Source organism: Nocardia sp. NPDC050712 (assembly GCF_040654295.1).
Lineage (GTDB): Bacteria > Actinomycetota > Actinomycetes > Mycobacteriales > Mycobacteriaceae > Nocardia.
The window spans coordinates 1,155,990-1,169,877 of record NZ_JBFAHT010000003.1 but is presented as its reverse complement, the minus strand read 5'-3'; the positions used below and the strand labels follow the sequence as shown (position 1 = coordinate 1,169,877).

Here is a 13,888-nt window from a genome sequence, read left to right as displayed (position 1 = left end):
AATGTCTGTCGCCGTACCCCTGTGATCGGCCGGAGCGCTGTATTTACCCACCCCATCGGCTGCGCCTCCTTATCCATCCCCGGCGCGGCCGGGTGCGATGAGGTCTCGAGAGGGTGGGTCTCCAGGCTTCGCAATCGTCGCTTTACAGTGGTGCGGCAGGGGACGTAGCAGCGGCGAGGCTAGGCAGCGAAGAAGCTCATGGCAGATCAGCGATGGACCGTTTCGCGGCGCTCGATGCTGCGCGGGGCGGCGGCAGTGGGGGTTGCTACAGCTACCGGCGCGGCCGGAGCCGGGCGCGCGGCGGCGAATCCGAGTGGCCCGCGGGTCGCGGTGCTCGGCGGCGGGGTCGCCGGCCTGACCGCGGCGCACGAGCTGGCCGAGCGCGGATTCCAGGTCACCGTCTACGAGCGAAGAGCGCTGGGCGGTAAGGCCCGCAGCGTTCCGGTGCCCGGCACCGGATCCGGCGGCCGGCCCGATCTGCCCGGTGAGCACGGCTTTCGCTTCTTTCCCGGCTTCTACCAGCACATTCCGGACACCATGCGCCGAATTCCGGTCGCGGGCAACGCGAATGGCGTCTGGAACAATCTGGTCACCGTCTCCGAGGCCCGCTTCGCCCGCCGGGACGGCGACGACTTCCGGCTCCCGCTGGGCCTGCGCGCCCGGATCGAGCCCACGCCCGCGGCGTTCCAGGAAACGGTCGGCGCCGCGCTATCCACGGCGCTGAAAATGCCCGCGGCCGAGGGGCTGTACTTCGCCAACCGGCTGCTCGTGTACAACACCAGCTCCGATGCCCGGCGGTTCGGGCAGTGGGAGCACATGTCCTGGTTCGACTACGTCGGCGGCAATCGCCGGTCGCACGAGTTCCGTGCCCTCATCTCCCGCGCGCTGACCAGCATCATGGTCGCGGCCAAGGAGAACATCGCCAGCGTGCGCACCATCGGCAACATGGGTGAGCAGTTCCTGGGCAACCCGTTCGAGGTCGGCAACGACGGCGCGCTGGATCGGGTGCTGAACGGCCCCACCAACGCCGCCTGGATCGATCCGTGGACGCGCCGGCTGTCCGAGCTGGGCGTGCGGTTCGCGCTCGGCGCGGAGGTGCGCGGGCTGGAGGTCCGGGACCGGCGGATCACCGCCGCGCAGATCGTCGAGGGCGGCGCGCAGCGCAGCATCGAGGCCGACTATTTCGTGGTTGCGCTGCCCGCCGAGCACGCCCGCGCCCTCTGGTCACCCGACGTGCTCGCGGTGCGGCCCGAATTGGCCGCGATGGACCGGCTTTTCGTGGATTGGATGGCCGGCATCCAGTTCTATCTGCGCACACCCTCCGAGATCTCGCGCGGCCACACCGCCTACGTGGACGCACCGTGGTCGCTGACCTCGATCAGCCAGAACCAGCTGTGGAGCTCCAAGCTCGCCGGTTTCGGTGACGGCACCGTGCAGGACTGCCTGTCGGTCGACATCTCCGACTGGAACACCCCGGGCGTGCTGTACGGCAAACCGGCCAAGGAGTGCACGCACCAGGAGATCGCCCGCGAGGTGTGGGCGCAGATGCGCGCGCACGTCGGCGAGGCGCTGCGCGAGGACGCCCTGCACTCCTGGTTCCTGGACCCGGGCATCACCTGGCAGAACGGGCGCAACGCCAACGCCGACCCGCTGCTGATCAACACCGCCGGCTCCTGGGACTGCCGCCCCGAACCGCACGGCGCGCTCGAAAACCTTTTCCTGGCAGGCGATTACGTGCGCACCAACGTGGACCTCGCGACCATGGAGGGCGCCAACGAATCCGCGCGCGCCGCGGTGAACGCCCTGCTCGACGTGGCGGGTTCGAACGCCGAACGCTGCCGCAAGTACACGCTGTACCGGGCCGCGGAATTGGAGCCGCTGCGGCTGGTCGACGCGGGCCGGTACGCGAGCGGACAGCCGAATATGTTCGACACGCCCCTGTGATTGTTGCTTGAATGGCTTATGGGCGAGATCACCGAGAAGACCGCGATCACCGACCCGGCCGAGCTGCGCCGCCTGCTCGGGGACCCGGTCCCTCGCGCGGTCAGCAAGGAACGCGTCACCCTGCATGCCCGGGACCGCGATTGGATCGCCGCCTCCCCCTTCCTGATCCTCGCCACCAGCGATGCCGAGGGCAATTGCGATGCCTCCCCGAAAGGTGATCCGGCGGGTTTCGTGCGCGTCCTCGATGATCACACCCTCGCCGTTCCGGAACGTCCCGGTAATCGCCGCGCCGACGGCTACCTCAATATCCTGAGCAATCCCCATGTGGGACTGATCTTCCTGGTCCCCGGCCGTAAGGAAACGCTGCGCGTCAACGGCCGCGCGCACCTGGTGCGCGAAGCCGCCTATTTCGACGACATGGTGGTGCGCGGGCACCGGCCGATTCTGGCCGTGGAAGTCGAGATCGAGCAGATCTTCTTCCACTGCGCCAAAGCCTTTATGCGCAGTCACCTCTGGGAACCGGACCGGTGGTCGACCGGCGACCTGCCCTCGCCGGCCCAGCTGGTGAAAGATCTGCAGCCCGATGTCACCGAAACCGTCGAGCAGCTCGAGCAGTATTACGCCCCGGAGAATTACGAGCCCAAGCTCTATCAGGGTTGACGCGATATCGAAGTGCGGCGCGGCACCGGATTCCGATACCTCCTAGACTCGCCCCGTGGCAGACATAACGGTGCGTGGGCGGATCGCCCTGCGAGCGGCGGCGGCGGCGTCGTGGGCATCACAGAAAGCCGGGCGTGGCAAGGGTTCGATGATCGGCGGCCTGATCGCGCTGAAAATCGATCCGACGATCATGGAGCAGCTCGGCCGCGGCCGGCGCACGGTGCTGGTCACCGGCACCAACGGCAAGTCGACCACCACCCGGATGACCACCGCCGCGCTGGGCACCCTCGGCAAGGTCGCCACCCAGGCCGACGGCGCCAATATGGATGCGGGCATCGTCGCGGCGCTGAGCGTGCACCAGGGTGTCGACTTGGCCGCGATCGAGGTCGACGAGCTGCATCTGCCGCATGTCACCGACGCGCTGAATCCCGCCGCCGTCGTGCTGCTGAACCTCAGCCGCGACCAGCTGGACCGGGTCGGCGAGATCAACATGATCGAGCGCAAGCTGCGGGCCGGCCTGGCCCGGCATCCCGGCACCGTGGTCATCGCCAACTGTGACGACGTGCTGATCGCCTCGATCGCCTACGACCATCCGAAGGTGGTGTGGGTGGCCGCCGGCAGCGGCTGGGCCGTGGACGCGACCAGTTGCCCGCGCAGCGGCGAGCCGATCGCCTGGGAGGGTGCGCACTGGCGCAGCACCGGCACGGATTTCGAGCGGCCGCAACCTGATTGGTGGCTCGATGGCGACGAGCTGCTCGGTCCCGACGGTGTCCGGCTGCCGCTGACGCTCGCGCTGCCCGGCCGCGCGAATCGGGGCAATGCCGCGCAGGCGGTGGCCGCCGCCGTCGCGCTCGGCGCCGAACCCGCCAAGGCCGCCGAGGCCACCGGCACCGTGCGCGAGATCGCGGGCCGCTACCGCACCGTGCAGGTCGGTGCGCACGACGCCCGGCTGCTGCTGGCCAAGAACCCGGCCGGCTGGCAGGAAGCGCTGTCCATGATCGAGCCCACCTCGGCGGGCCTGGTGATCGCGGTGAACGGGCAGGTGCCCGACGGCGAGGATCTGTCCTGGCTCTGGGACGTGCGGTTCGAGCATTTCGAGGGCGTGCAGGTGGTGGCCTCGGGTGAGCGCGCCACCGACCTCGCGGTGCGCCTGACCTACGCCGGTGTCGAGCACACCACGGTGCCGGATCCGGTGCGCGCCATCGCCTCCTGCCCGGACGGGCACGTCGAGGTGCTGGCCAACTACACCGCGTTCCGCGACTTGAACCGCGATCTGGAGGCGCGCAAATGAGTGAGTCGACCGTGCGAATCGGTTTGGTGCTGCCGGATGTGATGGGTACCTACGGCGACGGCGGTAACGCGCTGGTGCTGCGGCAGCGGCTGCGGATGCGCGGGTACCAGGCCGAGGTCGTCGAGATCACGCTGGCCGACCCGGTGCCGGATTCCCTGGATATCTACACCCTGGGCGGCGCGGAGGATTCCGCGCAGCGGCTGGCCACCCGGCACCTGCAGCGCTATCCCGGCCTGCAGCAGGCCGCCGCGAAAGGCGCTCCGGTGCTGGCGATCTGCGCCGCCATCCAGGTGCTCGGCCACTGGTACGAGACCTCCACCGGCGAACGCGTCGAGGGCGTCGGCATGATCGACGTCACCACCGCCCCGCAGGCCGTCCGCGCGATCGGCGAGGTGACGACCACGCCGCTGCTGTCCGGCCTCACCGCCGCGCTGACCGGTTTCGAGAATCACCGCGGCGGCACCACTCTCGGCGCCGATGCCACCGGCCTGGCGCGCGTCACCCGCGGTGTCGGCAACGGCGTCGGTGACGGCGTGGAGGGTGTCGTGCAGGGTTCGGTGATCGGCACCTACATGCACGGTCCGGCATTGGCCCGGAATCCGGAATTGGCGGATTTGCTGCTGGCGCGCGCATTGGGTGTTTCGGACCTGGAACCGTTGCGGCTGCCCGAGGTCGAGCAACTTCGTCGCGAACGGTTGCGCGCCTGACGGCGGAATTCCCGAAATCCCGCTACCCGGCCCGACATTGGGATCAGTCGCGGATTACCCTGATCGCCTATGACGACGATCACACAGGAGCGGGCAACCGCGAACGGTGCGCAACCGGTGCAGCCGGGTCGTCGGCCATTGTCCGGCCGGTTCGGCGATTTTCGGCTGCGGCCGTTGCACGCCTCGGTGCTCGTTTCGGCCGTGGTGGCATTCAAGGCATTCGAGATGTCGTTCGCGGCACTGCACAATCTCGCGGTACACAATCTCGTGGAGCCGCGGCTGGCGTCGAATGTGCCCTTGGCGATCGACGGATTGATGATCGGCTCCATTGTGGCCACCGCGTCGTTCCGTAAGAACAGCCTCGGCTGGTGGTACGCGACAATGCTGCTGGCGTTTTCCACCTTGGTGTCGGTGGCGGGCAATATCCAATACGCGCGCGAGATCGGCGGCGGCCTGGTCGCCGTCGCGATCTACGCGGGCATGCCGTTGACGATGCTCTTCGCGGTGCATCTCACGTTGCTGCTGTGGGCGCGCAGCCGGCTACCGAAATCGGTGGCCGCCGAACCGGAAATGACCACCGACCAGCACCTCGCCACCTGGATCGAGCCGAACACCGAGGGCAGGCCGCGCGAGGAGGTCTTCGAGCCCGAGCGCGCGGCGCTGACCGCCGCCGTCGTGCCCAGCCCGCCGGTGCGCCTCAGCCCCCTCGCCGCGGCGGTGCGGCAGGCCAATATGATGCCGCACAGCTTTTCGTCGGCCGGCAGCTCAGGAGCCGATCGCTGACCGGCGGCGCCGCACGTTACACTCGGCGCCGCCGCTGTACCGCTCACGCTCTGCCGTATCGCTCACCTCAGCCACGCTCAATTACTTCGATGGAGTAGCACGATGGCGCAACCAGTTTGGCAGGACCAGGGTTTCGATCAGTTCCGTGATGTCGCGCGGCGGCTGGCTTCGGTAATTCAATGCAGCGACGACCGGAAGACCGCACTGAGTCAATTCACCGACGGGACCCGCAGCGGCGAGGCGTTCACGGAACTGCTGATCGAGTGGTCCAGTCGCTGGTTCAACGAATCCGGCGGCCAGCAGATCCTGGTCGGCCCGGAGCTGTTCTGGCTGCTGTCCGAGCCCGAACCGCGCAAGGGAATCCGCTCCCAGATTCCGGGCGGCGACGTGCGCGAGATCGAGCCGACCCCGGGCCAGCGCGGCCGCAAACTGCTGCTGGTCTGCGTGCTGGAGACGCTGGCCCAAACCCAGTGGCAGCAGCCGGAAACCCTGGAGGAGAAGATCCCGGTGCTCAACGGCGTCGGCCTCAACGGGCTCGGCTGACCATCCGAACGTAGTGCGCGGCTCCGCGTTCGGGCCGCGCACTTTCCCCGGCCCCGGATTTCCGCCATGATCGCGGTATGCCGACCGAGATCACCGGACCCACGCTCGCGACCCATATCGACGCCGTGGACCGCGTCGAGATCGGGCCGGGCGTGCACGCCCGGGAATTGCCGGGAACCACCGGAATTCGCCCCTGGGTGATCGATCTCGCACCCGGCGCCGAGTGGCCCGGCGTGGACGAGCACACCGGTTACGGCGAGGCCTACTACGTCGTCGAGGGCACGGTCATCGACGGCGCGCACACCTACGGTCCCGGCTCGTATCTCTTCTTCGCACCCGGTACCAGCCACCGTCCGCGCACCGAAACCGGCGCGCGCGCCTTCGGCTTCAACTACGACCAGCCGAAAGCCCCCTGAACTGCGCACTTCCCCGACACGCACCCGGGGTCCCACCGCACTCGCGCGGTCGGTGATAGGACGGTAGGACCACCCGATCTCGCCCAGGAGGTCAGAATGCGACTATCGCCTTGCCATTCCTGCGCATCCGCCATCGACCACTGCCACGGCACCCTCGTCCTGCATCTGGCACAGCGCCCCGAATGCACCGACGAGAACTGCGCGGACCCGGAGCACGCCCGCCACACCTTCATCGTCGACTGCACCGACATCGCCGGCGGCTGCGCCTGCACCCGGGGCCGCGCGTCCCACTCCACCGCCTGAGACCTGCGCCGATCCCGCCCCGTAGCCTGGGCTGGTGAACTACGACCACCTCTTACTGCCCTCCAGAGCCGCCACTATCGCCGACGTCGACGATTATCTGAGCGCGCAGCAGGGGCAGCCCGAGAGCGACGTGGTCGCGGAACTGGCCGCGGAACTGAACAAGCGCAACGCCGAACTACCCGAAGCCGACACCTTCCTCGGCACCGACACCGTCGGCGGTGCGCCGTCCGGCACGGTGCTGCACGTCTCCTGCCCCTACGACGCCATCGGCTTCGTCCGGAACCTGCTGTTCGAACTCGCGACGCCGCGGGACTACGCCCTCTACGACCCGCAGCTGGCCTGGCTGTTCGACCCGGCGGACCGAGTCGAGGTCGCGGTCACGCACGGCGGCGCGGGCGAGTTCCCCTATCTCACCGAAGCCCTTGTCGCGCAGTGGGTTCCGGAGCTGGCCGACCCGAATCCGTTCCTGATCGCCGAGCGCGCGCCGGAGCACTACATCCAGACCTACCGGGCCGCGAACGGCGAGTACACCGTCGAGTACCGCGACGGGTCCGCCGCCTCGCACTTCGGCCTGGAGACCGCCGACCCCGCCGAGGTCAGCGACCTGATCTGGGCCTGGGCCACCGGCTCGCCGCGCGCGGCGCACTGGTCCCGAGTCCAGTTCTGACCTACTGGTTCTGCACCGCCAGCCGCCCGGCCAGGGCGATGAACGAGGCCCCGAACACCCGCCGCATCCAGGTCACCACGACCGGCCGGGTGATGACGTGGCTGCGGACCGCGGCGGCGCAGGCGCCGTAGACGGCGAACACCAGGAACGTCGCGAGCATGAAGATCGCCGACAGCTCCAGCATCCGCATCAGGGCGTTCGGCGAGCCGCTCGGCACGAACTGGGGCAGGAAGGCGAAGAAGAAGATCGTCAGCTTCGGGTTCAGGATATTGAGCAGGATCGCCGAGGTGATGACCTTGCGCACCGAGGGCGCCGGCCCGGCCTGCTGCTCCGGGACGGCCAGCGCGCCCTTGTCGCGGAAGGTGTTCCACGCCATGTAGAGCAGGTAGAGCACGCCGAGATACTTCAGCGTCTGGAAGGCCACGGCGCTGGCGTTGAGCAGCGCGGCCAGCCCGGTGATGGCGGCGAGCATGTGCGGGACGGTGCCGAGGGTGCAGCCGAAGGCCGCGATCACGCTGGCGCGGGTGCCCCGGGACAGGCCCGCCGCCAAGGTGAACAGCACGCCCGTGCCCGGGGTCGCGCAGATGACGAGCGTGGTCAACAAGAATTCGATGCTCATCACCCGCACAGTAACGCGCCGGCGAACCGGCGCAACCCCCGAAAGGGTTCCGTAGCAATATGTTCAGTTAGAGCGCACGGCGGCCGGACAGGGCCCGGCCCAGGGTGAGTTCGTCGGCGAACTCCAGATCGCCGCCCATCGGCAGGCCCGAGGCCAGCCGGGTGACCGACAGCCCGGGGAAATCGCGCAGCATGCGCACCAGATAGGTGGCCGTCGCCTCGCCCTCGGTATTCGGGTCGGTCGCGATGATCACCTCGCTGACATCGACGCCGTCCTGCTGATTACCGATGCGCCCCAGCAGTTCCCGGATACGCAGCTGATCCGGGCCGACGCCGCTGAGCGGATCCAGCGCACCGCCGAGCACGTGATAGCGGCCGCGGAACTCGCGGGTGCGCTCGATCGCCTGCACGTCCTTGGGCTCCTCGACCACGCAGATCATCGTGCGGTCGCGGCGCGGATCCGCGCAGATCCGGCACAGCTCGTTGTCGGAGACGGTGCCGCAGACCACGCAGAACTGCACGCCGTCGCGCACCTTCTGCAATGCGGCGGTCAGCCGGTCGATATCCGGCGGCTCCACCGAGAGCAGGTGAAAGGCGATGCGCTGCGCGCTCTTCGGCCCGACGCCGGGCAATTTGCCCAGTTCGTCGATCAGATCCTGGACCGGACCCTCGTACAACGGTTACCTCAGAATCCGGGGAGGCCGGGGATGCCGCCGCCCATGCCGCCGGAGAGCGGACCGAGCTTCTCGGCCGCGAGGTGCTGCGCGTTGGCCATGGCGTCGTTGATCGCGCCGATCACCAGATCCTGCAGACCCTCGACATCCTCCGGGTCGACGACCTTCGGATCGATGGTCAGCGCGACCACCTCGCCGGTCGCCTTGATAGTGGCCTTGACCAGGCCGTTGCCGGCCTGACCCTCGACCTCGGACGCCGCGATCTCGGCCTGCGCCTCCATCACCGCCTGCTGCATCTGCTGCGCCTGCGCGAGTAATTGCTGCATATCGAACTGACCACCGGGTTGCACGGTTTGTCCTTCGCGTCGAGGAAATTGTCTGCCGCCGAGCCTAGTCCTTCCGATGTTCGAGGTTCAGACGCCCTCCGCAGGGCATATATCCTGCGATCGGTTCGAAGTACAGCGCGGTTTTCGGAGTCGGATTATGAGTACAGCCCGGATTGTTTCCCTTGGGGCGCTTGCGTTTTCCCTGATGTTGCCGAGCGGCGTGGCCGCGGCGGATTCGGGCGCGGGCGAGGTCTTACCCGCCGTGGATTACGGCGCGGGCTGCGTGCTGGAGCCGCAGGACAAGGCGGCGACCGTGGCCGCCCTGCGTTTCCACTGCTCCGCCGAGCAGCAGGACGCGATCTTCCGCGCCGCCGAGGCGGGCGCGGTACCGCAGGGCGTGAAGAACGGCTGGGTGGTGCGGCCCGCGGCGACGAGCGGCACGGCGGCGGGCGCCTGGATCGGCAAGACCTTCTACACCGGGCCCGACGGCGGCTGGCTGATGAATCGGGTGACCGGGGCGGGAGTCGAGGCCTGGCGGGCCGAGGTCTATCGCGCGCCGGGCTACCTCGACGGCCGCGAAACCTGGGCGCTGGACTACCTGCCCTCGCCGACGCCGCCGGTGTACGACGAGATCCGCGAGGTCACGCCCGGGGTCTGGTACGGGTACTCGTGGTGGCGCGGAGCTTTGCAGACCGTGCTGCTGCTGGCCTTCGTCCTCTACTGAACGTGGCCACTCGACGCTCGCGGCGAGCAGGGTGTTCGCTGGACCCATGACGGCGACCGTTTCGATCGGTGAGTTCTCCCGGCTCAGCTATCTCAGCGTGAAAACGCTGCGCTACTACCACGACATCGCGCTGCTGGAACCGGTGGCGGTGGACGCCGGGTCCGGGTATCGGCGCTACTCCACCGAGCAGGTGGGGCAGGCGCATCTGATCCGGCGGTTGCGGCAGTTGGAGATGCCGCTGCCCGAGATCAAGGCCGTGCTGGACGCCGCGGACGCCGGCTCCCGCGACGCCGCGCTGCGGGCGCACCTGGAACGGATGGAGGCGCAGTTGCTGCGCACCCGCGATGTGGTGGCTTCGCTGCGCGCGCTGCTCACGCCGTCCGCGCCGGTCAGCGTCGAATATCGTTCCGTCCCAGCGTTTTCCGCGCTGGCCGTGGCCGGTGACGTCGCCCGCGCGGACATCGGCGCGTGGTGCGCCGCGTCCTTCGGCACGCTGTACCGGACGCTGGCCGGCGCGGGCGTCGGCGCCGCCGGGGTCGCCGGCGCCACCTACGCCATGGACTTCTTCGCCGAGGATCGGGGCCGAGTCGTCGCGTTCGTCCCGATCCCGCCGGACGCGCGCTTCGACGTGCCGGACGGCCTGGCCGTCGTCGAACTGCCCGCGCGGCGCTTCGCCGTCGCGGTGCACAGCGGCGCCTTCGACGATCTGGACCGCACCTACGGCGCGCTCGGCAGCTACGTCGCCGAACACGACACCGCGCTCACCGAACCCGTCCGCGAGCTGTACCCGACCTCGCCCGGGGACACCGCCGACCCGAGCGCCTACCGCACCGAGGTCTGCTGGCCGGTGCGCCCGCGCTGAGGGATCAGCCGATCTCGCGCTTCAGGTTCTCCAGCACCTCGGCCTGGATCTTCTTCAGGCCGAGCGGGGCGAAGATGCCCTCGAAGATGCCCTTGACGCCGCCGGCGCCCTGCCAGGTGGTGCGCAGGGTGACCTGCGAGCCGGTGCCGTCGGGGGTGACGGTCCAGGTGTTGACCATGGACGAGTTCTTGTCCCGCTCGGTCACGATGGAGTCCGAGACCGAGACCACGGCCTGCACGTTGCGCGAGCGATCCTTGGTGGCCTGCAGGGTCCACTCGGCCACCGTGCCGGCGCCGGTGCCGCCCTCGACCACCTTGTAGTCGTGGTAGTGCGAGCTGAGGATGCGCGGACGCACCGTCTGGTAGTCCGCGATGGCGTCGAGCACGCGCTGCGGCTCCGCCGCGACGGCGATCGAACTGCTGGCGCTGACCTGTCCCACAATGAGCTCCTCTGTCCGGTCTTGAATGTCCGTCCTATCCTGCCCTGTCACGCCCGGTGCTTGCCGCCCAGGGGCCGCCCAGGAACCGGGTTCGGTGAACCGGTGGGAAGTCGAAAACATTCCCGGTGCAACATATGCGTGACATTTCTTGCCCGTCGGCGGCTTTCCGTGGCTGTCGGCCATCGTGCGTACTAGCGTCGAAGGGTGGCAGTGAGTCTGAACGAATCGGGTTTCGCAGCACATCAGGCGGGTGTGGATCGGCTCCTCGCGAGCTACCGCGCCATACCCGCCGACGCCAACGTGCGGCTTGCCAAAAAAACATCGAATCTGTTCCGGGCGCGGGCCAAGAACCCCGCACCCGGCCTGGACGTATCCGGCCTGGCGAAGGTCATCCAGGTGGATCCGGAAGCACAGACCGCCGACGTCGCGGGCATGACGACCTACGAGGAACTGGTAGCCGCCACGCTGCCCTACGGCCTGGCGCCGCTGGTGGTGCCGCAGCTCAAGACCATCACCCTCGGCGGCGCGGTCACCGGTCTCGGCATCGAATCCACCTCGTTCCGCAACGGCCTGCCGCACGAATCGGTGCTGGAGATGGACGTGCTCACCGGCGCCGGGGAAATCATCACCGCGACGCCGGACAACGAACACGCCGACCTGTTCCGCGGTTTCCCGAATTCCTACGGCACGCTCGGCTACACGGTGCGGCTGAAAATCGAACTGGAAGCCGTGCAGCCGTTCGTCGCGTTACGTCACATACGTTTCCACGACCTGCGCGAGCTGGAATCGACGCTGGCGCGAATCGTCACCGAACGGTCCTATGACGGCGAACGGGTCGATTATCTGGACGGCGTGGTGTTCACCGCCGAGGAAAGTTATCTGACGCTGGGCCGGCAGACCGACGAACCGGGCCCGGTCAGCGACTACACCGACATGGACATCTTCTACCGTTCCATCCAGCACGACGCGGGCATCAAGACCGACCGCCTCACCATTCACGACTATCTGTGGCGCTGGGATACGGACTGGTTCTGGTGCTCGCGCGCATTCGGCACACAGAACCCGAAGATCCGCAGACTCTGGCCGAAGCGCTACCGCCGGAGCAGTTTCTACTGGAAACTCATCGCCCTCGATCACAAGTACCACATCGGCGACAAGCTGGAGGCGCGCCAGGGCAATCCCCCGCGCGAACGCGTGGTGCAGGACATCGAGGTGCCGGTGGAACGCACCGCCGACTTCGTCGAGTGGTTCCTGAAGGACATCCCGATCGAACCACTGTGGCTGTGCCCCTTGCGGTTACGCGACGCGGCCCCGGAGGGCACGACGGCCCGCCCGTGGCCGCTGTACCCGCTGGAGCCCAACCGCACCTACGTCAACGCCGGGTTCTGGTCCGCGGTGCCCACCGTGCCCGGCCGGCCGGAAGGAGCGGCCAACCGGGCCATCGAGCACAAAGTCACCGAGTTCGACGGGCATAAGTCGCTGTACTCGGACGCTTATTACGACAAAGATGAATTCGCGGCCCTGTACGGCGGCGAGCACTACACCGAGCTCAAGAAACGCTACGACCCGGACCAGCGGCTGCTGGATTTGTATGCGAAGGCGGTGCAACGCAAATGACGACATTCAAGGACCGTTCCGATGTCTTCACCGATCTCGGAACCAAACTCAGCATTGCTGAAATCTTCGACACCCTGATCGAAGGCCAGATGCCGATCAGGCTCACCGCCTACGACGGCAGTTCCACCGGTCCGGCGGACACGGAGCTCGCGCTCGATATCAAAACCGCGCGCGGTATCAACTATCTGGCCACCGCGCCCGGCGATCTCGGCATGGCGCGCGCCTACATCTCCGGCGACATGGTCGCCGAGGGCGTGCACCCGGGTGACCCGTACGAAATCCTGAAGGCGCTGAACGGCCTGAGGTTCCATCGCCCGTCCGCGCTGGCGCTGGTCACCATCGCGCGCTCGCTGGGCTGGGAGCGACTCAAACCCGTCGCGCCGCCGCCGCAGGAAACCCTGCCGCGCTGGCGCCGGATCGCACTGGAAGGCCTGCGGCACTCCAAGACGCGCGATGCCGAGGCCATCCACCACCACTACGACGTCTCCAACACGTTCTACGAGTACGTGCTGGGCCCGTCCATGACCTACACCTGCGCGTGTTACGAGGACGAGAGCTGGACCCTCGAGCAGGCCCAGGAGAACAAGTACCGCCTCGTCTTCGACAAGCTGCGCCTGAAGGCGGGCGACCGGCTGCTCGACATCGGCTGCGGCTGGGGCGGCATGGTGCGCTACGCCGCCAAGCGCGGCGTCACCGTGATCGGCGCGACGCTGTCCGCCGAGCAGGCCGAGTGGGCGCAGGCCAAGATCGCCGAGGAGGGTCTGTCCGAGCTGGCCGAGGTGCGCCACTCCGACTACCGCGATATCGCCGAGACCGGGTTCGACGCGGTCTCCTCGATCGGGCTCACCGAGCACATCGGCGTGCACAACTACCCGTTCTACTTCGAGTTCATCAAGAGCAAGCTGCGCGACGGCGGCCTGTTCCTGAACCACTGCATCACCCGCCCCGACAACTCCCGCACCACCAAGGCCGGCGATTTCATCGACCGGTACGTGTTCCCGGACGGCGAGCTGATCGGGTCCGGGCGCATCATCTCCGAGATCCAGAACATCGGGCTCGAGGTGATGCACGAGGAGAACCTGCGCGAGCACTACGCGCTCACCCTGCACGAGTGGTGCAAGAACCTGGTCGCGAACTGGGACGCCTGCGTCGCCGAGGTCGGCGAGAGCACCGCGAAGGTGTGGGGCCTGTACATGGCGGGCTCGCGGCTCGGTTTCCAGCGCAATGTGGTCCAGCTGCACCAGGTCCTGGGTGTGAAGCTCGGCCCGGACGGGGAGTCCGGCCTGCCGCTGCGCCCCTGGTGGACCCCGTAGC

17 protein-coding genes are annotated in these 13,888 nt (G+C 68.1%); 13 read left to right on the top strand and 4 right to left on the bottom strand.

The features are described 5' to 3' along the window. Positions 1–198 precede the first annotated feature (198 nt). From AB0H76_RS25805 to AB0H76_RS25765, 9 genes are all read left to right on the top strand, one after another. Complete coding sequence (locus AB0H76_RS25805; RefSeq protein ID WP_357328901.1) at positions 199–1,944, top strand: FAD-dependent oxidoreductase; 1,746 nt, start codon at positions 199–201, stop codon at positions 1,942–1,944. A gap of 18 nt (positions 1,945–1,962) precedes the next feature. Beyond that, positions 1,963–2,604 (top strand): pyridoxamine 5'-phosphate oxidase family protein, encoded by a 642-nt coding sequence (locus AB0H76_RS25800; protein ID WP_357328898.1) that lies wholly within the window; start codon positions 1,963–1,965, stop codon positions 2,602–2,604. A gap of 55 nt (positions 2,605–2,659) precedes the next feature. Continuing rightward, the gene (locus tag AB0H76_RS25795) at positions 2,660–3,895 is read left to right on the top strand and encodes a MurT ligase domain-containing protein (protein ID WP_357328895.1); all 1,236 of its coding nucleotides are present in this window, start codon (positions 2,660–2,662) and stop codon (positions 3,893–3,895) included. Then, positions 3,892–4,602, top strand: coding sequence for a glutamine amidotransferase (locus AB0H76_RS25790; protein ID WP_357328892.1), 711 nt, complete (start codon positions 3,892–3,894; stop codon positions 4,600–4,602). Before AB0H76_RS25795 ends, AB0H76_RS25790 begins: the two co-directional genes overlap by 4 nt. A 69-nt stretch (positions 4,603–4,671) precedes the next feature. Further along, positions 4,672–5,385 (top strand): DUF2637 domain-containing protein, encoded by a 714-nt coding sequence (locus tag AB0H76_RS25785; protein WP_357328889.1) that lies wholly within the window; start codon positions 4,672–4,674, stop codon positions 5,383–5,385. Between the two features lie 102 nt (positions 5,386–5,487). Beyond that, entirely contained in the window at positions 5,488–5,928 is a 441-nt protein-coding gene (locus AB0H76_RS25780) for a hypothetical protein (RefSeq protein WP_357328886.1), read from the top strand. 77 nt (positions 5,929–6,005) lie between these two features. After that, positions 6,006–6,344 carry a cupin domain-containing protein gene (locus AB0H76_RS25775; RefSeq protein WP_357328883.1) on the top strand — a complete coding sequence of 113 codons (339 nt, stop codon included), beginning with the start codon at positions 6,006–6,008 and terminating at the stop codon, positions 6,342–6,344. 96 nt (positions 6,345–6,440) lie between these two features. Further along, positions 6,441–6,647, top strand: a complete 207-nt coding sequence (locus AB0H76_RS25770) for a hypothetical protein (RefSeq protein ID WP_357328880.1) — start codon at positions 6,441–6,443, stop codon at positions 6,645–6,647. A gap of 34 nt (positions 6,648–6,681) precedes the next feature. Continuing rightward, positions 6,682–7,314, top strand: a complete 633-nt coding sequence (locus tag AB0H76_RS25765) for a hypothetical protein (protein WP_357328877.1) — start codon at positions 6,682–6,684, stop codon at positions 7,312–7,314. A 1-nt stretch (position 7,315) separates the two neighbouring features. On the opposite strand, the gene AB0H76_RS25760 is transcribed toward AB0H76_RS25765, so the two are convergent. The 3 genes from AB0H76_RS25760 to AB0H76_RS25750 form a co-directional block, all read right to left on the bottom strand. Then, positions 7,316–7,933, bottom strand: a complete 618-nt coding sequence (locus AB0H76_RS25760) for a LysE family translocator (protein ID WP_357328874.1) — start codon at positions 7,931–7,933, stop codon at positions 7,316–7,318. Positions 7,934–8,000: 67 nt separating this feature from the next. Then, positions 8,001–8,609 carry a recombination mediator RecR gene (gene recR / locus AB0H76_RS25755; RefSeq protein ID WP_357328871.1) on the bottom strand — a complete coding sequence of 203 codons (609 nt, stop codon included), beginning with the start codon at positions 8,607–8,609 and terminating at the stop codon, positions 8,001–8,003. Positions 8,610–8,617: 8 nt separating this feature from the next. After that, positions 8,618–8,956: a YbaB/EbfC family nucleoid-associated protein gene (locus AB0H76_RS25750; RefSeq protein ID WP_357328868.1), complete on the bottom strand. Its 339-nt coding sequence runs from the start codon at positions 8,954–8,956 to the stop codon at positions 8,618–8,620. 181 nt (positions 8,957–9,137) lie between these two features. Here AB0H76_RS25750 and AB0H76_RS25745 point away from each other — a divergent pair, with 181 nt between their 5' ends. Further along, positions 9,138–9,656, top strand: a complete 519-nt coding sequence (locus AB0H76_RS25745) for a hypothetical protein (protein ID WP_357328866.1) — start codon at positions 9,138–9,140, stop codon at positions 9,654–9,656. 46 nt (positions 9,657–9,702) lie between these two features. Continuing rightward, positions 9,703–10,518 (top strand): MerR family transcriptional regulator, encoded by an 816-nt coding sequence (locus AB0H76_RS25740; RefSeq protein WP_357328863.1) that lies wholly within the window; start codon positions 9,703–9,705, stop codon positions 10,516–10,518. A gap of 4 nt (positions 10,519–10,522) precedes the next feature. Here AB0H76_RS25740 and AB0H76_RS25735 read toward each other — a convergent pair whose 3' ends face one another. Further along, on the bottom strand, positions 10,523–10,957 hold the full coding sequence (locus AB0H76_RS25735; protein WP_357328860.1) for an SRPBCC family protein: 435 nt from the start codon (positions 10,955–10,957) through the stop codon (positions 10,523–10,525). A 204-nt stretch (positions 10,958–11,161) separates the two neighbouring features. On the opposite strand from AB0H76_RS25735, the gene AB0H76_RS25730 reads away from it, so the two are divergent. Both AB0H76_RS25730 and AB0H76_RS25725 read left to right on the top strand, forming a co-directional pair. After that, positions 11,162–12,574, top strand: a complete 1,413-nt coding sequence (locus tag AB0H76_RS25730) for an FAD-binding oxidoreductase (RefSeq protein ID WP_357328857.1) — start codon at positions 11,162–11,164, stop codon at positions 12,572–12,574. Continuing rightward, entirely contained in the window at positions 12,571–13,887 is a 1,317-nt protein-coding gene (locus AB0H76_RS25725) for a class I SAM-dependent methyltransferase (protein ID WP_357328854.1), read from the top strand. Before AB0H76_RS25730 ends, AB0H76_RS25725 begins: the two co-directional genes overlap by 4 nt. Position 13,888 lies beyond the last annotated feature (1 nt).